We start from the raw sequence: 24117 nt of genomic DNA, 5'->3' as shown, positions 1-24117 counted from the left end.
CCGATTCCGGCCCTACAGCCGCGGATCGGCGGTCCAGCCCTGACCCGTCGTTGCCGGCACGGTGCCGAGGCCGACCGCGCCGCGCCAGGCGCCATCGGCCCCCGCATCGAGGGCGATGCGCGCGATGCCGATGACGGCGCAGGCGCGGCAGCCGTCGAGCACCGGCAAGGCGAAGACCAGGCGTTGCCCGCCTTCGGGCAGGCTGCGCTGCCGGATGAAGGCCTGGGTACCGACATCGAGCAGCGCGTCGGGATGCGCCGCCAGCAGGTTGGCCTGAATCTCGCGCGCCAACCGTCTCGCCTCGTCCATCACGGCGACGACGTGGCTCTCGCGCAGGATGACGAGCCATTGCTCATTGCTGTTCGCGCGGCGCGCGAAGAAGACTCGCAGGGCGGCGACCGGACCGAAGCGGCGGATCTCCTCGACGCGCAGGGGTTCGTTGAAATGCCGCTGCAACGCCGCACCCAGCGCCGCCGGGTCACCCAGGGGAAAGGCGACACCCTGCGAGGCGGCCGGCACCGCAGCGAAGGCCAGCATCAGCGCAAGGCGGCGGCGCATCGCGGCGTCCTGCAAACGAAAAGGGCGCCAGGGAAGTCCCCGGCGCCCGATTCCTGCCGATCCGTGACGGATCAGGCCGACTGGCCGGAGGTGAAGCCACCCTTGCCCATCAGATCGGCGACAACGTCCCAGTTCACCAGCTTGTCGAGGAAGTTCGCCAGGTAGTTCGGGCGCACGTTGCGGAAGTCGAGGTAGTAGGCGTGCTCCCACACATCGACGCCGAGGATCGGCTTGCCTTCGCCGGTCGAGATCGGGTTCGCGCCGTTCGGGGTCTTCGTCACCTTCAGCTTGCCGTCGGTGCCGATGATCAGCCAGGCCCAGCCCGAGCCGAACTGCGTCGCGCCGGCGGCCTTGAAGTCCTCCTTGAACTTCGCGAGGCCGCCGAGGTCGCTGTCGATCTTCGCGGCGAGCGCGGCGGGCAGGCTCTCGCCATGCGCGCCACCCGGCGCCATCACGTTCCAGAACAGGCAGTGATTGTAGTGCTGGCCAGCCTGGTTCAGCACGGGCAGGCCGTCGGCGCCGGCCTTGCCGGCCTCGGCCACGATGGTCTCGAGCGACTTGCCGCCGAGGCCCTTGCTCTCGATGAAGCCGTTCAGCGCGGTGACATAGGCGTTGTGATGCTTGCCGTGGTGGAGTTCGAGCGTCTCCTGGCACATGCCGTTGGCGGCGAGCGCGCCGGTGGCATAGGGCAGAGGGGGAAGGCTGAAGGCCATGGGGTCTCTCCCGATCGTCGGACGAAGCGCGGGCCGCGCCTCCTGGCCGAGGTAGGCGGCGGCTTATCGCGCGTCAACCGCGTGCGGGCTTCCTTTGCGCGACGGCAGCCCGCATATCGCTGCCCGTGAGCCTTTCCGCCATCGGCGCCTTCGCGCGCACACACGACCCCGATCGCTTCCTCTGCGCCCTGTTCGCGCCTGAGGCGCGGCGCGAGGCGGTCTTCGCCCTGATCGCCCTGAACCACGAGCTGGCGCGGGCGCGGGAGGCCGCGAGCAACCCGCTCGCCGCGCTGATCCGCCTGCAATGGTGGCGTGACGCGGTGGAGGAGGCGCGCAGCGGCCGCCCGGCGCGACGGCATGAGGTCGCCGGGCCGCTGCACGATGCCGTGACCGATGGCGCGCTCGATCCCGATGCGCTTCTCGGCCTGATCGACGCGCGGGAAGCGGAGACGGAGGAGGGCGGCCTCGCCACCGAACAGGATTTCGTGACCTGGCTGCGGGGGACGGCGGGGGGCTGGTCGGCGGTGGCCGGGCGCCTGCTGGGCGCCGCGCCGGAAGCCTGCGAGGTGCTGCGTGCCCTCGGAGCCGCCTATGGCCTCGCCGGCGTGCTGCGCAGCATTCCGGTCCATGCGGCGCAGGGCCGCTGCCTGCTGCCGGCCGACCGGCTGGCGGCCGCTGGCCTGACGGCCGAGGACGCCATCGCCGCCCCCGATTCCCCGCCGGTCGCAGCCTTGGTCCGGGAGATGGCGGCGGAGGGCCTGACCGCGCTGGCCGACGCACGGCGTGACGTGCCGGCCGAAGCCATCGCCGCCGCGCTGCCCGCCGTGCTGGCGCGGCGCGATCTTGCCCGGCTCGCCCGCGGTCAGGCGACGGGGGAACGCGGCCTCGGCGATCGCCTCGCCGTCTCCTGGGCGGGGCTGCGGCATCGCGTGTGATCCACTTCGTCGCCCGATCGCCGGACCCGCAGTAGCAAGCGCGCCACTGCGACTGACGACCAGGAGATTCGGATCATGGCAGCGAACGATGCTGAGTTCGGCGGCACGACGGGCGATAGGAACCTCGCCTTCGCGCAGGGCTGGAACCCGTCCGCAAGGGCGGCCCGCGGCGGCATTTCCTTCCCCCAGCAGGTCAAGATCCGGCCCGGCCAGGTGCTGATTCGCATCGGCCATTCGGTGGACGACAAAGGCAATCCGGTCCCCGACTGGGTGAACCTGACCTCGCCCTGGTGGATGACCAGCAGCACCTTCCACGAGATCGCGGGGCGCAGCGAGGATTCCGGCACCGGGATCAGCCAGATGGTGCGTATGAAGCTCGCCCTGACGCCGGATTTCGGCGTGGCGGACACACTGTTCTGGGTGATCGTGCGCGACACGCTGCGCGCCTGGAACGGGCGCGGCTTCCCGGTGATGGAGGACCCCGACCCGGCGGTGCGCGAGAAGCAGGGCGTGCCCATGGCCTGGTATGGCGGCTACGAGATCTCGCAGAACTTCATCCCCGGCCTGCGCGACTTCGCGGCGTGGAAGCCCTCGCCGATCGCGCTCGCCTGCTTCGACGTGCTGCCGAAGATGCCGCTGACGCAATGGTCCTCGCTACGCGATGGTGGCTTCGCGCCGATTCCCTTCCCGATGCCCTGACCCGGAGCCCGACGATGCATCCCGTCCTCGCTGCCTTTCCGCGACGTCCGCTGACCCTGAAGCCCGGCCGGGGATCGATCGGGGCCTGGCTGATGGCGCTGCTCGGCCTGGTGCTGTTCGGCGGCTTCCTCGCGCTCGTCGCCGTGCAGATCGTGCCGGAGATCCGGGACGATCTCGCCATCCGCGATGCCGCGGTGCCAGCACCGCAGGTGCGGGTGACGGATGGCCGCTGCCGATCCCGCATGTTCCTGTTCCAGGATTGCGAGGTCACGCTGACTTGGCGCGGCAAGGACGGGCAGGGGTCGCGCAAGCTGTCCTACATGTTCGTCGAACCGCATATGGGGTCCTGGTCGGTCATTCCGATGATGGATCCCGCGCGGCCGGGCCTGGTCAGCACCGATCTAGGGCTGGAGCGCCTGACGAACCGCATGCTGACCGCGGCCGGCGGCGTGGTCTTCGCGATCCTGTTGATCGGCGGGCTGATCGTCGCGGCCACCAAGGGCCAGGGCAAGGCGCGCGAGGTGAAGGCACTGTCCGGCCGTCCGCTGGAACCCGTGCCGGTCCGCTTCGCCGGCTGGGGAACGGGGCCGAGCTGGCGCGTGCAGGACGAACGCGGCGCCACCTTCGAATGGCCGGTGCGCAAGAAGGACAAGCCCTTCGTGATCGATGCGCAGCGCGGGATGGTGCTGGCGTTGCGGCCGACGGAAGGCGGTGCGGCCTTTCCGTTGGATGAGAAGCTGCGCTTCGTGACGCTGAGCGCGGAGGAACGTGCCCGGGTGCGTCAGGCCGGCGGGCTGCCGCCGACTTGACGGCCGGGCCCGGCCTGAGAAGCATGGCCGGAACAGTGCGCGGGACAGGCAGGATGATCATCGAGGGTGTGCCGCCGGGGCTTTGCCCGGTGCCGATCGTGATCTTCTCCTTCGACCGTCCCGACTATCTGGAGGTTCTGTGCCGCGGACTGCTGGCGCAGACCCAGGTGACGGTCGATCCGGCGCGGGTGATCCTGGCCCAGGACGGCGGCGTGTCCCGGCGCACGGGCCACCGTCACGCGGAGCCGGCGAAGCTGCGGCGTAGCGTCGAGGTCTTCCGGCATCATTTCCCGCAGGGCGAGGTGCTGGCCTCGCCGCATAATCTTGGCATCGCCGAGAATATCCTGCGCGGCCAGCGTCACGTCTTCGAGACGCTGGACTGCGACACCGGCTACTTCTTCGAGGACGATCTCGAACCCGGCCCGCTCTACCTCGCGGCGCTGGAGGCGATGCGCGCGGCGACCGAACCCTTCGCCGACCAGGTCGGCTACTTCGCACCCTATGGCTCGCAGCCTGAGCCCGAGCCCGGGCCCGAGGTGGGGCTGCGTCAGCTCGGCCATCACTGGGGCTTCGGCCTGCGGCGCGCGGCGTGGCGCCGTATCATCGAGCGCAACGCCGTCTGGTGGGAGGAGATCCGGCGCAACGACTATCGCGCCCGCAACCGGCTGCGCCTGTTCCGCCTGTGGCGGGACCGCGAACTGGCGGTGGGCGGGGTGAGCCAGGATGCCGCCTCCGAACTCGCCTGTGGCGAACTTGGCCTGGCGCGGCTCGGCACGACGGTCTGCTTCGGGCGCTACATCGGCCGCGAGGGGGAGCACTTCAACCAGAAGATCTTCGCCGATCTGGGCTTCGAGGGGATGCGCTGGGCCGAGGCGGAGCGCTTCACCTTCCGCCCCCTGCGCGGCGAGCAGGTCGCGCGCATCGCCGAGACGGCGCGCCATCGGCTGGCCGCCTGGCGGCGCGACACTCTGGAACCGACGATCGCGCGGCTGGAAGCCCGGCAGGACGACCCCGACCGGCTGGCGACCGAGGCGGACATCGCGGCGCTGTGGCACCTGCTGTTGGACCTGCGGCAGGTGCCGCCCGCCGTGATGGCCCGGCATGCGGGCAAGACGACGATCCGCGCCCTGCGGCGCGAGATCGTCCGCATGAAGGATTTCCGGCGCCAGACCGGCCCGTGATCAGGCGCGGCGGCGCTTGGCCGGCTTGACCTCGACGCGTTCCAGCAGGGGGGCGAGGAAGCGGCCGGTATGGCTTTCGGCGACCGCGGCGATGTCCTCCGGCGTTCCTTCGGCGATCAGCCGCCCGCCGCCTTCACCGCCCTCCGGCCCCAGATCCAGCACCCAGTCGGCGGTCTTGATGACTTCGAGGTTGTGCTCGATCACCACGACCGTGTTGCCCTGTTCCACCAGGGCGTGGAGCACTTCGAGCAGCTTGCGCACATCCTCGAAATGCAGCCCGGTGGTGGGTTCGTCGAGGATGTAGAGCGTGCGGCCCGTGGCACGGCGGGAGAGTTCTTTCGACAGCTTGATGCGCTGCGCCTCGCCACCCGACAGCGTCGTCGCCTGCTGGCCGAGATGGATGTAGCCGAGGCCGACATCGCGCAGGACGGAGAGCTTGTCGCGGATGGAGGGCACGGCGGAGAAGAACTCCACGCCCTCATCCACCGTCATGTCCAGCACGTCGGCGATGGACTTGCCGCGGAACTTCACCTCCAGCGTCTCGCGGTTGTAGCGCTTGCCCTTGCAGGTGTCGCAGGTGACGTAGACGTCGGGCAGGAAGTGCATCTCGATCTTGATGACGCCGTCGCCCTGGCAGGCCTCGCAGCGGCCACCCTTGACGTTGAAGCTGAAGCGGCCGGCCTTGTAGCCGCGCGCCCGGGATTCCGGCATTTCGGAGAACCAGTCGCGGATCGGCCCGAATAGCCCCGTATAGGTCGCGGGGTTCGACCGCGGCGTGCGACCGATTGGCGACTGGTCGATGTCGATGATCTTGTCGAGATGCTCCAGCCCCTCAATGCGGTCATGCGGGGCGGGGACCTCGGCCGCGCCCATCAGGCGGCGGGAGGCCGCCTTGTAGAGCGTCTCGATCACCAGGGTCGACTTGCCGCCGCCCGAGACGCCGGTGACGCAGGTGAAGGTGCCGAGCGGGATGGCGGCCGACAGGTTCTTCAGATTGTTGCCGGTCGCGCCGATGACCTTGAGCTGCTTCTTGCGGTCAGGCTTGCGGCGGGTCGCCGGCACCTCGATGCGCCGCGCGCCCGAGAGATATTGGCCGGTGATGGAGGCGGGGTTGGCCGCGACCTCGGCCGGCGTGCCCTGGGCGATGACGCGCCCGCCGCCCTTGCCCGCGGCCGGACCGATATCGACCAGGTAGTCGGCCTGGCGGATCGCGTCCTCATCGTGTTCCACGACCAGCACGGTGTTGCCGAGGTCGCGCAGGCGCCGCAGCGTCCCGAGCAGGCGTTCATTGTCGCGCTGATGCAGGCCGATGGAGGGCTCGTCCAGCACATACAGCACGCCCGTCAGCCCGGACCCGATCTGCGAGGCCAGCCGGATGCGCTGGGATTCGCCGCCCGACAGCGTGGCTGACGAACGGCCGAGCGAGAGATAGTCCAGCCCCACATCGACCAGGAACTGCAGGCGTTCCTCGATCTCGCGCAGGATGCGCCGCGCGATTTCCTGGCGCTGCGGGGTCAGCGTCTCCATCACCGTCGCGAACCAGTCGCGCGACCGGCGGATGGACAGCTCGGAGGCCTCGCCGATGTGCTTGCCGGCGATCTTAACCGATAGCGCCTGCGGCTTCAGCCGGTATCCGGCGCAGACGGCACAGGGCTTCTGCGCCTGGTAGCGGGACAAGTCCTCGCGCACCCAGGGATTGTCGCTTTCCTTGAAGCGGCGCTCGAGGTTGGGGATCACACCCTCGAAGGGCTTCTTCACCTCATAGGCGCGCAAGCCATCCTTGTAGCGCAGGGTCACCACGTCATCGGTGCCGAACAGGATCTGCTTGCGCACCGCGGCCGGGATGTCCTGCCAGGGCGTCGTCATGGCGAATTTGAAGTGCTTCGCCAGGCTGTCCAGCGTCTGCGTGTAGTAGGGCGACTGCACCCCGGTCCAGGGCGCGACCGCACCATCCTTCAGCGAGACATCATCCTGCGGCACGACAAGCTGCGGATCGAAGAAGGTCTCCGTGCCCAGTCCGTCGCAGGCCGGGCAGGCGCCGTGCGGGGAGTTGAAGGAGAACAGCCGGGGCTCGATCTCCTCGATGGTGAAGCCGCTGACGGGGCAGGCGAATTTCGCGCTGAACACCGTGCGTTCCTGGGTGTCGGCATTCTCGGCATAGGCAATGCCGTCCGACAGGCCGAGCGCCGTCTCGAAGCTGTCCGCGAGGCGCGATGCGATGCCCTCCCGTACCACGATGCGGTCGATCACCGCCTCGATGTCGTGCTTCAGCTTCTTGTCGAGTTTCGGCGCCTCACCGATCAGGTAGAGTTCGCCGTTCACCTTCACGCGCTCGAAGCCGCGGCGCTGGAGCTCCGCGATCTCCTTCCTGAACTCGCCCTTCTTGCCGCGGGCGATGGGGGCGAGCAGCAGCAGGCGCGTTCCTTCCGGCATCGCCATCACGCGATCGACCATCTGGGAGACGGTCTGGGCCTCGATCGGCAGGCCCGTGGCGGGGGAATAGGGCACGCCGGCGCGCGCCCAGAGCAGGCGCATGTAGTCGTGGATCTCGGTGACCGTGCCGACCGTGGATCGCGGATTGTGGCTGGTGGTCTTCTGCTCGATGGAGATGGCCGGCGACAGGCCCTCGATCGAATCGACATCGGGCTTCTGCATCAGTTGCAGGAACTGCCGCGCATAGGCCGAGAGCGATTCGACGTAGCGGCGCTGGCCCTCGGCATAGATGGTGTCGAAGGCGAGCGAGGATTTGCCCGATCCCGACAGGCCGGTGACGACGGTCAGCGTGTCGCGGGGGATGTCGAGATCGACGTCCTTGAGATTGTGCTGGCGCGCGCCGCGGATACGGATCTGGCCGGTCATGCAGGGGGGGCTCCGAACCTGGCGCGGCGGAGCCGGCCGGTGATGTTCCGGTGATGTTCTTTTCATATATGAGCCGGGACGGCCTGGAAGGGAAGGGGATGTTGCGATGCGGTCGTTCCGGCCGCTCGCCGTCCTGGTCCGTCGCGCGGATGATCCGCCGGAGGGGCAGGACTGGCCGTCACGCGCTGAAACGGCTATGCTCTTCGGCTCAAAAATCCCCAGGAATCGGCAGGCATGGCGGGCGTCAACAAGGCGATCATTCTCGGGCGGCTGGGCCGCGATCCGGAAGTCCGCAACTTCCAGAACGGTGGCAAGGTCGTGAACCTGCGCATCGCTACTTCCGAGCGATACAAGGACCGCGAAGGCAACCAGCAGGAGAGGACGGAGTGGCACGCCGTCGCCATCTTCAACGAACGCCTGGGCGAGGTGGCTGAGAAGTATCTGCGCAAGGGCAGCGAGGTCTACATCGAGGGCCAGATCGAGACCCGCAAGTGGCAGGACCAGAGCGGGCAGGAGCGCTACACGACCGAGATCGTGCTGCGCCAGTTCCGCGGCGAGCTGCAGCTTGTCGGTGGGCGCGGGTCGGGCGGCGGTGCCGGCGATGACGCTGGCTATTCGGAACGCCCGATGGGCGGCGCTGGCGGCGGATCGCGTGGCGGCTACGAGGGCGGCAGCCGCTCCGGCGGCGGTGGCGCCGCCCGCAGCAGCGGCGGCGGCGGGGGATGGGATTCCAAGAAGACCGACCTCGACGACGAAATTCCCTTCTGAAACAAGGCCCGCGCGGCGGTTGACTGCGGCCGCCGCACGGTGCCTATGGCGCCCAGAACCCCGGCGCGGCCGCTTTGCCGCGCCCACCCCATGACCGGATCGAGCCCCAGCGCGTGAGCGACCCCAGCACCCCCGGCGAGCCCCCGATCGACACGACACCCGTCGCGCTCGAAGAGGAGATGCGCCGCTCCTACCTCGACTACGCGATGAGCGTGATCGTCTCGCGCGCCCTGCCGGATGCGCGCGACGGTCTGAAGCCGGTGCACCGGCGCATCCTGTTCTCGATGCACGAAAGCGGGTTCACGCCCGACAAGCCGTACCGCAAGTCGGCGCGCGTGACCGGCGACGTCATGGGTAAGTATCACCCGCATGGCGACGCGGCGATCTACGACGCCATGGTGCGCATGGCGCAACCTTTCTCGCTGCGCGTGCCGCTGATCGACGGGCAGGGCAATTTCGGCTCGGTCGACGGCGATCCGCCGGCGGCGATGCGTTATACCGAGGCGCGTCTGGCGCCTTCCGCCATGGCGCTGCTGGAGGGCATCGACGAGGACACCGTCGATTTCCAGCCGAACTACGATGAGAGTGCGGATGAACCGCGCGTCCTGCCGGCCGCCTTCCCGAACCTGCTGGTCAATGGCGCGGGCGGCATCGCCGTCGGCATGGCGACCAACATCCCGACGCACAACCCGACCGAGGTGATCGACGCGACGCTCGCCCTCGTCGCGGACAATTCGCTGACGCTCGAAGATCTGATGAAGATCATCCCGGGGCCGGATTTCCCGACCGGCGGGCTGATCCTCGGGCGTTCCGGCATCCGCGCGGCCTTCGAGACGGGCAGGGGCTCCATCCCGCTGCGCGCGCGCGCCGAGATCGAGGAGATGCGCGGCGGCCGCCAGGCCATCGCCGTCACCGAGATCCCCTACCAGGTCAACAAGTCCACGCTGCTGGAGAAGATCGCCGAGCTGGTGCGTGCCAAGGCGATCGAGGGCATTTCCGACCTGCGCGACGAATCCGACCGGTCGGGCATGCGCATCGTCATCGAGCTGAAGCGCGATGCGACGGCGGAGGTGGTGCTGAACCAGCTCTACCGCATGACCTCGCTGCAGACCTCCTTCGCGGTGAACTTCCTCGCCCTGCACAATGGGCGTCCGCAGCAGATGGGGCTGAAGGACGCGCTGATGGCGTTCATCGGCTTCCGCGAGGAGGTGATCCTCCGCCGGTCGCGCTTCCGCCTGAACAAGGCGCGTGAACGCGGGCATCTGCTGATCGGCCTCGCCATCGCCGTTGCGAACATCGACGAAGTGATCCGCGTCATCCGTGCCAGCGCCGACGGCGCCACCGCGCGCGTCGCACTGATGGAACGCGACTGGCCGGCGGGCGATGTCGGCGTGCTGCTGGAACTGGTCGACGACTACCGCAACGTGATCACGCCCGAAGGCACGGTGCGGCTGACCGAGGAACAGGCGCGCGGCATCCTGGAACTGCGCCTGCAGCGCCTGACCGGCCTTGAGCGCGAGAAGATCACCAACGAACTCGGCGAGGTCGGGGAGAAGATCCGCGAGCTGCTGCACATCCTCGGTTCCCATCCCCGCCGCATGGAGGTGATGACCGAGGAGCTGCGCGCGGTGCGCGCCGAGATCGCCTCCCCACGCATGACGCAGATCGTCGATGGCCTCGCCGATGTCGATGACGAAAGCCTGATCGAACCCGGCACCATGGTCGTCACGCTGACGCGCGACGGCTATGTGAAGCGCACGCCGCTCGACACCTTCCGCGCCCAGGGGCGCGGGGGGAAGGGGCGCACCGGTGCGGGGACGCGGGAGGATGATGTCGTCATCCGGTCCTTCGTCGCGCATACCCATCAGTTCGTGCTGTTCTTCACCAGCCGCGGCATGGCCTTCCGCGAGAAGGTCTGGCAACTCCCGGAAGGCGGCGCCACGGGCCGCGGGCGGTCGCTGCGCCAGGTGCTGGCGTTGCAGGAGGAGGAGAGCATCACGGCGGTGTTGCCGCTGCCGCTCGACGAATCGCTGTGGGATGGGCTGCATCTGGTCTTCGCGACGGTGCAGGGCAATGTCCGCCGCAACCGCCTGTCGGACTTCAAGAATGTCCGCTCCTCGGGCCTCATCGCGATGAAGCTGGATGAGGGCGACAGCCTGGTCGGCGTGGCGACCTGCCGCGAGGGTGACGACGTGCTGCTCGCCACGCGCAGTGGCAAGGTGATCCGCTTCCAGGCCGAACCCGATACGCTGCGCCTGTTCGCCGGGCGCGATTCCACCGGCGTGCGCGGCATCCGCCTGGCCCAGGGCGACAGCGTCATCGCCCTGTCGGTGCTGCGTCACAGCGATGCGACGCCGGATGAGCGCGCCGCCTATCTCAAGGCCGCCGCCGCCCGCCGTCGCGCTGCCGACGAGGAGGCCGAGGCCGCGCCGGCCGAGGACAGCGAGGAACCGGTTGCCGACATCGCGCTGACGCCCGAACGCTTTGATGCACTGGCGGAGGCCGAGGAGATCATCCTTGCCGTCACCGATGGCGGCTTCGGCAAGCGGACCTCCTCGCACGAATACCGCGTCACGGGCCGTGGCGGACAGGGGATCACGGGCATCACCCTGTCGAAACGCACGGGGCGCGAGGTCGTCGGGACCTTCCCCGTGCGCGCCGGCGACCATCTGATGCTCGTTACCGATGGCGGCCAGCTCATCCGCATCGAGGCGGATGCGGTGCGCATCACGGGCCGGCAGGGCATGGGCGTAACGCTGATGCGTCTGGCCGAGGGCGAGCGGGTCATCTCCTGCTTTCCCGTCGCCGATGAGGATGAGGGCGGCGAGGAAACGTCGCCCGAGGAAACGACGGATACCCCATGACCGAACGCATCGCCCTCTATCCGGGCACCTTCGATCCGGTGACGAACGGCCACCTGGACGTGATCGGCCGCGCCGCGCGGCTGGTGGACAGGCTGGTCGTCGGCGTCGCCATCAACATCGGCAAGGGGCCGCTCTTCGAGCTTGAGGAGCGCGTGGCGCTGGTAAAGGCCGAGACCGCGCTGATCGCCGAGCGCGACGGCACGGTGATCGAGGTGCAGGCCTTCGAGGGGTTGCTCGTGAGCTTCGCGCGATCGGTCGGCGCGAAGATGATGATCCGCGGCCTGCGCGCGGTTGCGGATTTCGACTACGAATTCCAGATGGTGGGCATGAACCGCCGCCTCGACCAGGAGATCGAGACGGTGTTCCTGATGGCCTCGGAGACGAACCAGTTCATCGCCTCGCGCCTCGTGAAAGAGATCGCGCGGCTCGGGGGGGATATCTCCTCCTTCGTGCCGCGCACCACACTTGAGCGCACGCTTGCCAAGCTGCGCCCCACACAAGCCTGAAGGGAAAGCCAGTCATGGATCGCAGGACCCTCCTCGGCGGCGGTGTCGCCGTCCTCGGCCTTGCCGCCTGTGCGCAGGACCAGCCCGCTCGCGCGCAGACCGCCGCCCCGGCCACTCCGCCGGATCCTGAAAACATCCTGGTGCTGCAGATCCCCTCGGGCGAGGTGCGCATTCAGCTTCTGCCGGAGCTCGCGCCGAATCATGTCGAGCGCATCAAGACGCTGACCCGCCAGGGCTTCTACGACAACACGCCCTTCCATCGCGTGATCGAGGGCTTCATGGCGCAGGGCGGCGATCCCACCGGCACCGGCACGGGCGGTTCGCGTCTGCCGAATCTACGGGCCGAGTTCAGCCCGCCGTCACGCGCGCGCTTCCTCCGTGGCACGGTCGGCATGGCGCGCACCGCCGATCCGAACAGCGCGAACAGCCAGTTCTTCATCATGTTCGCGCCGAATTCGAGCCTGGATGGCCAGTACACCATCTGGGGCCGGGTGATCTCCGGCATGGATGCGGTGGACAAGATCAAGCGCGGCGCGCCGGGCTCCGGCACCGTGACCAACCCCGACCGCATCCGTTCGGCCCGCATCGCGGCCGACATCCGCTGAGGACTGCGCCATGAGCGAGACCACGACTCCCGACCCCGAGAACACGCTGATCCTCGAGCTCGAGCACGGCACCGTCACTATCGCGCTGCGGCCCGATCTGGCGCCGAAGCATGTCGAGCAGATCAAGACCCTGGCGCGCCAGGGCTTCTACAACGACGTGCCCTTCCATCGCGTGATCGAGGGCTTCATGGCCCAAGGCGGCGACCCGACGGGCACCGGCCGCGGCGGATCGGAGCTGCCGGACATCGAGGCGGAGTTCAGCCAGCCTTCCGTCGCGCGGTTCCAGCGCGGCACCTGCGGCATGGCACGCACCCAGGACCCGAACAGCGCGAACAGCCAGTTCTTCATCATGTTCGCGCCGGCGCCGAGCCTTGACGGCCAGTACACCATCTGGGGGCAGGTGACCGCCGGGATGGACGCGATCGACAAGATCAAGCGCGGTGCAGGCATGTCCGGCATGGTGCAGGGGCCGGACAAGATCCGCAGCTTGAAGGTGGCGTCCGACGCCGCCTGAGGCTAATACCCCCGGCGCATAACGACCCGGCGCCGGGTCCAGGCGTGCCCGTAGCTCAGCCGGTAGAGCACGTGACTTTTAATCATGGGGTCCCGGGTTCGAGTCCCGGCGGGCACACCAGGATTTCGTGACGGCGTCCACAGCACCGATCTGCGCCATCGGATGCCCACCGGCGACGCCCGCGGACGGCGGTTCGAACGGTCCGCAAGCCAAGGCTTGCAAAGCCGTTGCGATGCGCAATCCTCCCGAGGACGAGTGGAGGACAACGAGCCATGACCCCCTACATCAACCGTCGCGCGATGCTATCCGGCATCGTCGGAGCGCCCCTTGCCGTGACCGCGGCGCGGGCGCAGAGCGATTGGCCCAATCGCCCGGTACGCTTGATCATTCCGTCGGCCGCCGGCGGGGCCGCGGATTTCATCGGTCGCACCCTCGGCCGCTTTCTCGAGCCGCATCTGCGCCAGCCCGTCGTGGTGGACAACCGGCCGGGCGCGGGCGGCATCACGGGCACCGAGGCGGCGAAGCAATCGGCGCCGGACGGCTATACCTTCCTGATCGCCACCAACTCGACGCATGCGGCGAATGAGTTCCTCTACCGTCGCCTGCCCTACGACCCGGTGAAGGATTTCGCCCATATCGGCATGCTCGGCACCTTCGCGACGATCGCGGTCGTGCCCAATGAGGCGCCCTTCAAATCCATCCCGGCGCTGATCGCGCACGCGCGCGCCAATCCGGGGAAGGTCTTCTTCGGCTACTATTCCTCCTCCTCGCTGGTGCCTTCGGCGTTGCTCAAGGCGCGGGCCGATCTCGACATCACCGGCGCGGCCTATCGCAACATCACCCAGATCCTGCCGGACCTCATCAGCGGGCAGATCCAGTTCGCCTTCCTCGACACGCTGTCCGCGCAACCCGCGCTGCAATCGGGCCGCGTGGTGCCCATCGCCGTCAGCTCGCCGCAGCGCTGGGCGCTGCTGCCGGAGGTGCCGACCGTCGCCGAGGCGGTTCCGGATTTCGTCGTGCAGGGCTGGTTCGGCGTGACCGCGCCCGTCGGGACGCCGCAGCCGATCCTCGCGCGCATGCAGGGGTTGCTCCAGCAGGCTGTGGCCGATGCGACGTTCGCCGAGGCCGTCACGCGCCAGGGCCTGACGCCGGGCTTCATGGACGCGGCTGCGATGGATCGCTTCATCGCCGAGGACCGCCTGCGCTGGCGCGAATGGGTGCGCATCGCCGGGATCGAACCCGAGTGAGCCTCGGCCGCGCGGCGGGCAGGCGCGACGCATGACCATCGCGCCGCCGCCCGGCCTGGTCCCATCCGGCACGCGTCGCCTCGCGATGTCCCGCGCCTCACTCTTCGTCACGGAGGGAGGTGGGGATGGTCCGCCGATCCTCTGTATACCCGGAGGCTATCATGGCGCCTGGTGCTTTGATGCCTGGCTCGGGCTTTTCGCGGCCTCGGGCATCGCCGCCGCGGCGCTCGAGCTGCGCGGGAAGGGCACGCTCGGCACCTCGGCCGACCCCAACACCGACATCGCCGCATACGCAGCCGATGTCGGAGAGGCGGCTGGCGCCCTCGGCACCGCGCCGGTGCTGCTCGGGCATAGCCTGGGCGCCCTGATCGCGCTGCGGGCGGCCGTGGACGTGCCGGCGGTGGCGGGCCTGCTGCTGGTCGCGCCGTCGCCGCCCGGCAACATGCCCGGCGTCGCGGCTGTACGGGAGGTGCCGGAAGGCGCGCTCATTCCGCCACCGGCGCCCGAGGTGGCAGCCCGGCGCTTCCTTGGCGGAGAGCAGCCGGAGGGCTTCATCGCCTATCATGCAGCGTTGTCGCCCGAGTCACCCCGCGCATTGAATGACCGCTACGCCCTGCGCGTCGCCGTCGATCCGGCGCGCCTGGCGGGGATCCCGACGCTTGTTGTCGAAGCCGGCCGCGACGATGCGGCGCGCCATCCCTCGGGCCAGGATGCCGGGATCGCGGCGCTCCTCGGCGGTCAGCATCGGTTCATGCCGGAACTGCCGCATTGCATGATGCTGCGACCGTGGGCCGAGGCCGGCGCGGCACCGATCATCGCATGGCATCGCCGCCTGTCGCGCCGGAGGCCGTGACCTGCGCCGGCTGCGCTGCCGGCCGGGGCACCGTGGCAGGGCGACGGACGGGGCGCGGCTCAGCTACCGCATCTCCCCGCCCGATCGCATCCATCGTCTGGTTTCAGTCCGAATAGACCGGCTTGTAGGCGCGCGACCGGATCAGCGCGCCGATATCGGCGGGCCGCTCCACCCGCGCCAGCCCCTGGTCAAAGATGTATTCGGCGACCCGCGTCGCGACATGCAGGGACGTGGCGAGCATTCGGCTCTGCGGTGGGTAGATCAGGCCGGAGTCCAGCGTCTGCTGGTCGACCTGCTCGGCCACCGCCTTGGCGGCGACGATGAACATGGCTTCGGTCACTCGCTTCGCTTCCGTCGCATAGACCGCCATGCCGAGCGCGGGGAAGATGTAGACGTTGTTGCCCTGCCCCGGGATGAATGTCTGCCCGTTGAGGTGGACCGGCGGGAAGGGGCTGCCGCTCGCGAAAATCGCGCGGCCCTTGGACCAGGTGTAGGCCTCCTCCGCCGTGCATTCCGACCGGGAGGTCGGGTTGGAATAGGGGAAGATGATCGGCCGGTCGTTGATCTCGGCCATGGCCTCAATGACCGCCTGGTTGAACAGCTTCGGAACGGTGCTGACGCCGATGATGCCGGTCGGCTTCAGCGCCTTGATCGCCTCGACGAAATTGCCGATCGGCGGCATGTCCTTGGCGAAGGGCTTCTGGAACCCCGCGAGGTCGGTGCGCGAGGTGACCATCAGCCCGTTGATGTCGAACAGCGCGTTGCGCCCGCGCGCCGCCGTGATGTCGAGCCCTTCGAGCGCCATCGCCTCGCTGATCAGCTCCGCGATACCGGTCGCCGCCGACCCGCCGCCGAGGAAGAGGAAGCGCTGGTCCGTCAGCTTCTCCCCCGAGATGCGCAGCGCCCCATACATGCCGGCCAGCGCCACCGCCGCCGTGCCCTGGATGTCGTCGTTGTAGGTGCAGACCTTGTCGCGGTATCGCTCCAGGATCGGCACGGCGTTGATGTTCGCGAAATCCTCCCACTGGATGCAGCAGCGCGGGTAGAGATCCTGCACCGCCTGCACGAATTCCTCGATGAAGGCGTCGTATTCCGCGCCGCGCACGCGGTTCTGCCGCAGGCCCAGATAGAGCGGGTCTTCCAGCAGCGTGTGGGTGTTGGTCCCGACATCGAGGGTGATCGGCAGGCAGTATTGCGGCGGCACGCCCGCGCAGGCGGTGTAGAGCGCGAGCTTGCCGACCGGGATCCCCATCCCGCCGACGCCGAGATCGCCGAGGCCGAGGATGCGCTCCCCATCCGTGACGACGATGAAGCGCACATCCTTCTCCGGCCAGTGGCCGAGCAGTTCCTTCAGCCGCCCCTTCGCCGTGATGGGCAGATAGAGGCCGCGCGGGGCGCGGAAGATGTGGTCGAACTTCTGGCAGGCCTCGCCGACCGTCGGCGTATAGACCAGCGGCATGAAGTTGGCCGGATCGCCCATCAGCACGGCATAGAACAGCGTCTCGTTGCGCGCCTGCAGGTCCGACAGCAGCAGGTATTTCTGCAGGTCGTTATCGAGGTTCGACAGTTCCTCATGAATGCGTGCGACCTGCAGGTCGAGGGTCGCGACGCCGACCGGCAGAAGCCCTTCGATGCCGTAGCGGCGGCGTTCCGCCTCGCTGAAGGCGCTGCCCTTGTTGAAGCGCGGATCGCGCAGCAGCGCATGGCCGTCGCGGCCGGTCGTGTCGGATGCTGACATGCTTCCTCTCGGGGCTCTTGCTTGGGTTCCGGGCGATCGGCGCGTCAGCCGGCCGCAACGTAGGGATTCACCATCTTCGCGGGATCGACGACGCGGTCGAATTCCTCGGCGCTGATGAAGCCGAGATCGAGCGCCGCCTGCTTCAGCGTCATGTCGTGATCGGCGGCGTGATGGGCGATCTGGGATGCCTTGTCGTAGCCGATCAACGGCGTCAGCGCCGTCACCAGCATCAGCGACCGCTCGACATACTCGGCGATCTTCTTCCGGTTGGGCTGCGCACCGACCACCAGGAAACGGCGGAAATTATCGCAGCCATCGGCCAGCAGCGTGATGGACTGGCAGATATTGGCGATCATCAGCGGCTTGTAGACGTTCATCTCCAGATAGCCGCCGGCGCCGCCCAGGGTCACCGCCATGTCGTTCGCCATGACCTGCACCGCGATCATGGTCAACGCCTCGCACTGGGTGGGGTTCACCTTGCCCGGCATGATGGAGGACCCCGGCTCGTTCTCCGGGATCAGCAATTCGTAGAACCCCGCGCGCGGGCCGCAGGACAGCAGGCGGATGTCGTTCGCGATCTTGTAGAGCGCGCCCGCCAGCGTCTTCAGCGTGCCGGACAACTGCACCAGCGCGTCATGCGCGCCCTGGGCGGCGAACTTGTTGGCCGCGCTGACGAAGGGCAGGCCGGTGCTGCGGGCGATCTCGGCGGTCGCGGCCTCGGCGAAGCCCGGCGCGGCATTCAGCCCGGTGCCGACCGCCGTGCCGCCCAGTGCCAGGCGATACACGCCCTTCAGCGCATCCCCGGTCCATTCCAGGCATTCCTCCAGCATCGCCGCATAGCCCGACCATTCCTGGCCGAGGGTCAGCGGCGTCGCATCCTGCATATGGGTGCGGCCGATCTTCACGATGCCGTCCCATTCGACGGCCTTGGCGGCGATGGCGTCGCGCAGCGCGGTCACTTCCGGGATCAGCCGCTTCGTCACGGTCACCGCCGCGGCGATGTACATCGCGGAGGGGAAGGTGTCGTTCGACGATTGCGACATGTTCACATGGTCGTTCGGATGCACCGGCGTCTTCGACCCCAGCGCCGTGCCGGCCATCTGGCAGCAGCGGTTGGACACGACCTCGTTGACGTTCATGTTGAACTGCGTGCCGCTGCCGGTCATCCAGACATGCAGCGGGAATTCGTCGCGGTGCCGGCCGGCCAGCAGCTCGTCGCAGACGGCGAGGATCAGGTCGTGGCGCTGTGCATCGAGCCGCCCGCCCCCATGGTTGGCGACCGCCGCGGCGCGCTTGAGCACCGCATAGGCGTCGATCATCTCGCGCGGGATCAGGTCGTGGCCGATGCTGAAATGCTCCAGCGATCGCTGGGTCTGCGCCCCCCAGAGACGATCCGCCGGCACCTCCACGGCGCCGAGGCTGTCATGCTCGGTCCGAAACTCGCTCACATTGGCCATCCCATGTCGATGAGGCGTGTCGCATTCCGGTGGTGCTGCGGCGCCTGGTGGAATGCCAGGCACCATATCACCCGGTTTTTGCCTCTCGCACCCGGTATCGACATTACTGATCTCCACGACGACGGCTCGGCTGGGATCATCGCCGGGCGGCGCAAGGCGAAGGTTACCACTGCCGCGCAAAGGGGTGCCTTGTCGGGATGGCCCGACCGCCGGTAGCTTCGCTGTGGCTTCGGCATGGCTGCCCGTGCGATCTCGGGCGCTGGCCGGACCATTTCCGGACAATCGATGCTGGCCGCCCGCACCGGGCACCACCGGGGAACCCATCCGCATGTCCCTTGAATTTGGCCTGGACACCTTCGGCGACATCACCGCCGGGCCGGACGGCCAGGCGCTTCCATCCGCGCAGGTCATCCGCAACGTCATCGCCGAAGGCGTGCTCGCCGACCGGCTGGGCATCGACTTCTTCGGCGTCGGCGAGCATCACCGCGAGGATTTCGCCATCTCAGCGCCCGAGGTGGTGCTGGCCGCGATCGCCGGCCAGACGGCGCGTATCCGGCTGGGATCGTCGGTGACGGTGCTGAGCTCCGACGACCCGGTCCGCGTCTACCAACGTTTCGCGACACTGGATGCGGCCTCGCAGGGGCGGGCGGAGGTGATCCTCGGCCGCGGCTCCTTCACCGAATCCTTCCCGCTCTTCGGCTATCCGCTGGATCAATACGAGGTGCTGTTCGAGGAGAAGCTCGACCTGTTCACGAAGCTGCTGCCGCAGCAGCCGGTGACCTGGTCCGGCACGACGCGCGCCGCGCTGCGCGACCAGCGCATCTTTCCGACGGTCGAGACGCCGCCCCTCCGTACCTGGATCGGCGTCGGCGGCAGCCCGGAATCCGTCATGCGCGCGGCCCGGCATGGGCTGCCGATGATGCTCGCCATCATCGGCGGCGACCCGCAGCGCTTCGTCCCCTATGCGGATTTCTTCCGCCAGGCCTGCGGCAAGCTCGGCCAGCCGGACCTGCCGATCGGCGTCCACTCCCCGGGCTATGTCGCCGAGACGGACGCGGCGGCGCGCGAGGAGCTGTGGCCCGACTACCGCGTCATGCGCGATCGCATCGGCGCCGAGCGCGGCTGGCCGCCCATGACCCGCGCGGAGTTCGACCGCGAGGCGGACCGCGGCTCGCTCTATGTCGGCGCGCCGGAGACGGTGGCGCGCAAGATCGCCGCGACGGTGCGGGCCCTGGGCGCACGGCGCTTCCAGTTGAAGTACAGCGCCGGCGCGCTCAGCCATGATCGGATGATGCGCTGCATCGAACTCTACGCGACGCAGGTCATCCCGCGCGTGCGGGACCTGCTGGCCTGACGGTCAGCGCGGCCCGCAGGCGGCGGCCAGCGCGGCGACGCCTTGCCGGACATTGGCGAGCGGATAGCGGTCGGTCCGCCCGCCGACAGTGATGCGCAGGGTGCGGCCTTCCGCCAGCACGCGGCCGAGCGCCGGGTCGTAGGGCAGCGTCGCGGTCAGGATATCGCCGATCTCCATCGCCTCCGCCCGCAGCCGCAGCGTCACCCGCCCGGCTTCCGAGGCGAATTCGACCGGCACGCTGCGCCCGGCCTGGACGCCGCGCGTCTGGTCAAGCGACACGGTGAAGCGCCGCTGCGGCAGCGCGCAGCCGAGGTAGATCGGCTGGAAATCGGTGTCCGGCTGTTCATAGGCGAGGACCACGCCATCCGCGGATTGGCGGGTCTGCCAGAGCAGCTCCTCCGCCTGCGCGCCGATGCCGCTCGTCATCACCGCCGCTGCCGCCAGCCATGCCACCTTGCTCATCGTCACTCCTCGCCGACACGCCCCCATAGGCGGCGCGGTGCCGCGCGCGCCATGAAGGGATTCCGGGCGTCAGCCCTCGCGCTCGACCGGATGCGCCGCGAGCCAGTCCTCGCGATGGGACAGCAGCAGCCGGCGGCCGGCTTCCAGGCCTTGCGAGGCCTCCAAGGCGAAGCGTTCGGCATCGCGGCGGCGCAGCGTGTCGATCACCTCCTCCGCCTCGGCATCCGCATTGCCCAGGCGGATCAGCGCCTCCCGCCCCAGGACGAGGGCGGATTCGAAGGTCTCGCGGACCTGGAAATCGGCACCGGCCGCGAGCAGCCGCATCGCGTGCTCGCGATCGAAGGACCGGCACAGGATGGGGATGCCGCGGAACTCGTCCTTCACCAGATGGAGGACGCGCAGCGCGGTGTCGCGGTCATCCACGCAGCACAGGATCATCCGCGCGCGGCCCGCGCCGGCGGCGTGCAGGATGTCTAGCCGCGTGCCGTCGCCGTAATGCACCCGGAAGCCCCAGGCATTGGCCTCGCGCACCATTTCCGGATCCATGTCGATGACCGAGATCGAACATTGCCGCGTCAGCAGCGACGACCCGACGATCTGCCCGAAGCGGCCGAAACCGATGATCAGCACGCTGGCCGTGTTGTGGTCCGGCGCCTCCAGCCCGTCGAGAGACGGCGCGAGGGGCGGGACGATGCGATCATGCAGGATGACCATCAGCGGCGTCAGGACCATCGAGACGATGACGGTCGCCGTCATCACCGCATTGGCCTCGCCGTCGATGATGCCGACCGTCGTCGCGGCGCCATAGAGCACGAAGGCGAACTCGCCGCCCTGGGCCATCAGCACCGCGCGTTCGAAGGCCTCGCGATGGCCGGCACGGGTCAGCCGCGCGACGCCGTAGATCGCTGCCGCCTTCACCGCCATGTAGGCGATCACGCTGGCCAGGATCAGCGCCCAGTTCGTCGCGATGACGGAAAGGTCCAGCGCCATCCCCACCGCCAGGAAGAACAGCCCCAGCAGGATGCCGCGGAAGGGTTCCACATCGGCTTCAAGCTGATGTTTGAAGGCGCTCTCGGATAGCAGCACCCCGGCAAGGAAGGCCCCCATCGCCATGGACAGCCCGCCGAGCTGCATGGCCAGCGCCGAGCCAAGCACCACCAGCAGCGCGGCCGCTGTCATCACCTCCCGCGCGCGGGACTCGGCAAGCAGCCGGAACATCGGATTCAGCAACCAGATCCCCGCCGCGACCAGCGCGACGATGGACCCCAGTCCGAGCCCCACGGACATCAGCCGATCCGCCGTCGTCACCGCCGCGCCGCCGGGCGCGATGAAGGCGACCAGCGCCAACAGCGGCACGATGGCCAGGTCCTCCAGCAGCAGCACCGCGATGATGCGCTGGCCGGGCGGCGTGCCGATCATCCGCCGTTCCTCCAGCATCTGCATCACGATCGCCGTCGAGGTCAGCACGAATCCCGTCCCCGCCACGAAGGCGACGGAAGGCGTGAGGCCAAGCAGCAGCCCCACCCCGGTCAGCAACGCGATGCAGGCGCAGACCTGGACCAGCCCCAGCCCGAAGATCTGCCGTCGCATTCCCCACAGACGGGAAGGCTCCATCTCCAGCCCGATGACGAAAAGGAACATCACTACGCCGAGCTCGGCGACATGCAGGATGGCTTGCGCGTCGCTGAACAGCCCGATGCCATAGGGACCGATCACAAGGCCGGCAACAAGGTAGCCCAGCACCGAACCAAGCCCGAGCCGCTTGAATAGCGGCACAGCCACCACCGCCGAGCCGAGCAGGGCGACCACGCTGACCAGGTCCGGGCCATGGGATTCGGCAGCCATCGTTCAGGGTTCCATCCGGTGGGGCAGGGGCATGCGGGGTCCTTGGTTTTCCATTCGGCGATGCTGGCCGGGCGAGCGTCATGCTGCAATCGTCATCGCAAGACAGCGTTCCCCCTCTGGACAGGGCGGCGCGCTCGCCCTTCCATGCCGGAAAGGGAAGGGAGCGGGCCGTATGGCACGACGCAGCAAGGTCGTGGCGGATTTCGATGCCGCCGTGGCGGGAATAGAAGATGGCTCGACCATCGCCTTCGGGGGCTTCGCCCTGCCGGGTTCGCCGTTCAACCTGACGGCGGCCCTGCTGCGCCAGGGCGCGAAGCGGCTGGTCTGCGTGGGCAACACCACGGGCGGGCCGCGCAAGCCGCGCAACCCGGACATCGGCATGCTGGTGGAAAACGGCCAGGTCGCGAAGGTGATCTGCTCCTTCACCGCCGCCCCGCGCGCCTCGGACGTGCTGCCCTTCACCCCCTATTACGAGCGGGGCGAGGTGGATGCGGAGACGGTGCCCCAGGGCACGTTGGCCGAAAGGCTGCGCGCCGCCGGCGCCGGCGTCCCGGCCTTCTACACCCCGGCCGGCGTCGGCACGGAACTTGCGGAAGCGCGCGAGACACGCGTCATCAACGGCCGCGAATACCTGCTGGAATACGCGCTGCCCTGCGACGTCGCGCTGCTGCGCTGCTACCAGGCGGATGAGGCCGGCAACCTCCGCTTCCGCCGCGCCCAGCGCAATTTCGGCCCGATCATGGCCATGGCGTCGAAGCTGGTAATCGTCGAGGTGGAGGAGCCCATCCTGCCCGCCGGCGCGATCGATCCGGACGATGTCCACACCCCTGGCATCCTCGTTCATCGCCTGGTGCACATCCCGCCGGCCCCGGCCGCGATCTGGCCCACCCTGAAGGAGACCCGCTGATGCCCTGGTCCCGCCCCCAGATGGCCGAGCGCCTGGCCCGCGAGTTCCAGGATGGCTGGATCGTCAATCTCGGCGTCGGCATGCCGACGCTGATCACCGACGTTCCGATGGGCGACAAGGAGATCACCTTCCACGCCGAGAACGGCGTCATCGGCTTCGGCCCCGTCGCACCCGAGGGGCAGGAGGACATCCACCTGGTCGATGCCAGCCGCCGCTATGTCACCCTGCCGCCCGGCGCGGCCATCGTCGATCACGCGGACAGCTTCGCGCTGATCCGCAGCGGGCGCATCGACGTGACGGTGCTCGGCACCTATGAGGCCGCGGCCAATCGCGACTTCGCCAATTGGAAGGTGAAGGGGTCGAAGGGGGGCGTGATCGGCGGCGCGATGGACCTCGCCGCCTGCGCGAAGAACGTCTTCCTGATGATGGAACATCGCACGCGCGACGGATCGCCGCGGCTGCTCGCGCAGTGTTCCCTGCCGGTGACGGCGCGCGGGCGGGTCAATCTGGTGGTGACGGAACTCGGCCTGTTCGAGCCGACGGGGACGGCCTTCAAGGTCCGCGAACTCGCCCCCGGCGTGACGATGGACGAGGTCCGCGCCGCCACCGGCGCGCCGGTGACGGAGTAGGCCCCATGCACATCGACTACTACGCCTCCCTGAACTCGCCCTGGACGCATCTGGGCGCCGCGCGCATCGAGGCGCTGGCGGCGCAGCACGGCGCGTCGCTGCGCATCTTCCCGGTGGATTTCGGCACGATCTTCGCCGGATCGGGCGGCTTCCCGCTGCCCAAGCGTTCGCCGCAGCGCCAGGCCTATCGGTTGCAGGAACTGGCGCGCTGGCGGGATCACCTCGGCATTCCGATCCAGATCCAGCCGAAGCACTTTCCGCACAAGGAACCGGTCACCGCCGCCTGCGTCATCGGCGTGCGGGAGACGATGGGCGACGCGCCGGCGATCCGCCTGGCCCATCGCGTGCTGAAGGCGTTGTGGGAGGAGGAGAAGGACCCCGCCGATCCGGCGACGCTCGCCGCGCTGATCAGCGAATGCGGGTTGGATGCGGAGCAGGTGCAGCGCCTCGGCGCCGATCCGCGATGGGCCGAACGCCGCATGGCGGATACCGAGGCGGCGCTTGCCCGCGGTGTCTTCGGCGCACCCTGCTACGTGATCGGGGACGACATGTTCTGGGGCCAGGACCGGCTGGACTTCGTGGCGCGCCGTCTGGCGCGGGGCTGAGGCCCGGCG

22 protein-coding genes and 1 tRNA gene are annotated in these 24117 nt (G+C 68.8%); 16 read left to right on the top strand and 7 right to left on the bottom strand.

The genetic code is table 11. From position 1 onward, the window contains the following. Positions 1-12: 12 nt before the first annotated feature. Positions 13-558, bottom strand: coding sequence for a hypothetical protein (locus KPL78_RS17980; RefSeq protein ID WP_219764360.1), 546 nt, complete (start codon positions 556-558; stop codon positions 13-15). Positions 559-629: 71 nt separating this feature from the next. After that, a complete protein-coding gene (locus tag KPL78_RS17975; protein ID WP_219764359.1) occupies positions 630-1271 on the bottom strand; it encodes a superoxide dismutase in 642 nt (213 codons plus the stop codon). Positions 1272-1396: 125 nt separating this feature from the next. Between KPL78_RS17975 and KPL78_RS17970 the strand changes: the two genes are divergently transcribed. The 4 genes from KPL78_RS17970 to KPL78_RS17955 all read left to right on the top strand — a co-directional run bounded on the left by KPL78_RS17970 (position 1397) and on the right by KPL78_RS17955 (position 4895). Continuing rightward, entirely contained in the window at positions 1397-2206 is an 810-nt protein-coding gene (locus KPL78_RS17970) for a squalene/phytoene synthase family protein (RefSeq protein ID WP_369412776.1), read from the top strand. A gap of 75 nt (positions 2207-2281) precedes the next feature. Further along, positions 2282-2905, top strand: a complete 624-nt coding sequence (locus tag KPL78_RS17965; RefSeq protein ID WP_219764358.1) for a hypothetical protein — start codon at positions 2282-2284, stop codon at positions 2903-2905. Between the two features lie 14 nt (positions 2906-2919). Further along, positions 2920-3714: a hypothetical protein gene (locus KPL78_RS17960; RefSeq protein ID WP_219764357.1), complete on the top strand. Its 795-nt coding sequence runs from the start codon at positions 2920-2922 to the stop codon at positions 3712-3714. A 53-nt stretch (positions 3715-3767) separates the two neighbouring features. Next, positions 3768-4895 carry a glycosyltransferase family 2 protein gene (locus KPL78_RS17955; RefSeq protein WP_219764356.1) on the top strand — a complete coding sequence of 376 codons (1128 nt, stop codon included), beginning with the start codon at positions 3768-3770 and terminating at the stop codon, positions 4893-4895. Here KPL78_RS17955 and uvrA read toward each other — a convergent pair whose 3' ends face one another. Further along, positions 4896-7754 carry an excinuclease ABC subunit UvrA gene (gene uvrA, locus KPL78_RS17950; RefSeq protein ID WP_219764355.1) on the bottom strand — a complete coding sequence of 953 codons (2859 nt, stop codon included), beginning with the start codon at positions 7752-7754 and terminating at the stop codon, positions 4896-4898. It abuts the gene before it with no gap. 234 nt (positions 7755-7988) lie between these two features. Between uvrA and ssb the strand changes: the two genes are divergently transcribed. The 8 genes from ssb (at position 7989) to KPL78_RS17910 (ending at position 15111) form a co-directional block, all read left to right on the top strand. After that, the gene (gene ssb / locus KPL78_RS17945; protein WP_219764354.1) at positions 7989-8522 is read left to right on the top strand and encodes a single-stranded DNA-binding protein; all 534 of its coding nucleotides are present in this window, start codon (positions 7989-7991) and stop codon (positions 8520-8522) included. A gap of 113 nt (positions 8523-8635) precedes the next feature. Continuing rightward, the gene (gene gyrA, locus KPL78_RS17940; protein ID WP_219764353.1) at positions 8636-11386 is read left to right on the top strand and encodes a DNA gyrase subunit A; all 2751 of its coding nucleotides are present in this window, start codon (positions 8636-8638) and stop codon (positions 11384-11386) included. Further along, positions 11383-11892 carry a pantetheine-phosphate adenylyltransferase gene (coaD, locus tag KPL78_RS17935; protein WP_219764352.1) on the top strand — a complete coding sequence of 170 codons (510 nt, stop codon included), beginning with the start codon at positions 11383-11385 and terminating at the stop codon, positions 11890-11892. Before gyrA ends, coaD begins: the two co-directional genes overlap by 4 nt. Before the next feature lie 14 nt (positions 11893-11906). Further along, the gene (locus KPL78_RS17930; RefSeq protein ID WP_219764351.1) at positions 11907-12497 is read left to right on the top strand and encodes a peptidylprolyl isomerase; all 591 of its coding nucleotides are present in this window, start codon (positions 11907-11909) and stop codon (positions 12495-12497) included. Positions 12498-12507: 10 nt separating this feature from the next. Next, positions 12508-13011 (top strand): peptidylprolyl isomerase, encoded by a 504-nt coding sequence (locus KPL78_RS17925; RefSeq protein WP_219764350.1) that lies wholly within the window; start codon positions 12508-12510, stop codon positions 13009-13011. Positions 13012-13055: 44 nt separating this feature from the next. Then, positions 13056-13131: transfer RNA gene (locus KPL78_RS17920), tRNA-Lys, on the top strand. Between the two features lie 152 nt (positions 13132-13283). Next, positions 13284-14258: a Bug family tripartite tricarboxylate transporter substrate binding protein gene (locus KPL78_RS17915; protein WP_219764349.1), complete on the top strand. Its 975-nt coding sequence runs from the start codon at positions 13284-13286 to the stop codon at positions 14256-14258. A gap of 31 nt (positions 14259-14289) precedes the next feature. Beyond that, entirely contained in the window at positions 14290-15111 is an 822-nt protein-coding gene (locus KPL78_RS17910) for an alpha/beta fold hydrolase (RefSeq protein ID WP_219764348.1), read from the top strand. A gap of 103 nt (positions 15112-15214) precedes the next feature. On the opposite strand, the gene KPL78_RS17905 is transcribed toward KPL78_RS17910, so the two are convergent. Next, a complete protein-coding gene (locus tag KPL78_RS17905) occupies positions 15215-16849 on the bottom strand; it encodes an NAD-dependent malic enzyme (RefSeq protein ID WP_219764347.1) in 1635 nt (544 codons plus the stop codon). A 44-nt stretch (positions 16850-16893) separates the two neighbouring features. Next, entirely contained in the window at positions 16894-18306 is a 1413-nt protein-coding gene (fumC, locus tag KPL78_RS17900; RefSeq protein WP_219764346.1) for a class II fumarate hydratase, read from the bottom strand. Positions 18307-18634: 328 nt separating this feature from the next. Here fumC and KPL78_RS17895 point away from each other — a divergent pair, with 328 nt between their 5' ends. Beyond that, positions 18635-19660: an LLM class flavin-dependent oxidoreductase gene (locus KPL78_RS17895; RefSeq protein WP_255569159.1), complete on the top strand. Its 1026-nt coding sequence runs from the start codon at positions 18635-18637 to the stop codon at positions 19658-19660. Between the two features lie 3 nt (positions 19661-19663). Here KPL78_RS17895 and KPL78_RS17890 read toward each other — a convergent pair whose 3' ends face one another. Continuing rightward, positions 19664-20122 carry a hypothetical protein gene (locus KPL78_RS17890; RefSeq protein WP_219764345.1) on the bottom strand — a complete coding sequence of 153 codons (459 nt, stop codon included), beginning with the start codon at positions 20120-20122 and terminating at the stop codon, positions 19664-19666. A 69-nt stretch (positions 20123-20191) separates the two neighbouring features. Beyond that, positions 20192-21967, bottom strand: coding sequence for a monovalent cation:proton antiporter-2 (CPA2) family protein (locus KPL78_RS17885; protein WP_219764344.1), 1776 nt, complete (start codon positions 21965-21967; stop codon positions 20192-20194). A gap of 172 nt (positions 21968-22139) precedes the next feature. Here KPL78_RS17885 and KPL78_RS17880 point away from each other — a divergent pair, with 172 nt between their 5' ends. From KPL78_RS17880 to KPL78_RS17870, 3 genes are read left to right on the top strand one after another with little or no spacing between them, the layout of a single operon-like run. Continuing rightward, complete coding sequence (locus KPL78_RS17880; protein WP_219764343.1) at positions 22140-22874, top strand: CoA transferase subunit A; 735 nt, start codon at positions 22140-22142, stop codon at positions 22872-22874. Further along, positions 22874-23503, top strand: a complete 630-nt coding sequence (locus KPL78_RS17875; RefSeq protein WP_219764342.1) for a 3-oxoacid CoA-transferase subunit B — start codon at positions 22874-22876, stop codon at positions 23501-23503. The genes KPL78_RS17880 and KPL78_RS17875 overlap by 1 nt, the downstream gene beginning before the upstream one ends. A gap of 5 nt (positions 23504-23508) precedes the next feature. Beyond that, positions 23509-24108, top strand: a complete 600-nt coding sequence (locus tag KPL78_RS17870) for a 2-hydroxychromene-2-carboxylate isomerase (protein ID WP_219764341.1) — start codon at positions 23509-23511, stop codon at positions 24106-24108. Positions 24109-24117: the final 9 nt, after the last annotated feature.

The organism is Roseomonas alba (assembly GCF_019430885.1).
GTDB lineage: Bacteria > Pseudomonadota > Alphaproteobacteria > Acetobacterales > Acetobacteraceae > Neoroseomonas > Neoroseomonas alba.
Note: the sequence above shows the minus strand (reverse complement) of the source record. Positions and strands in the feature narration are given on the sequence as shown.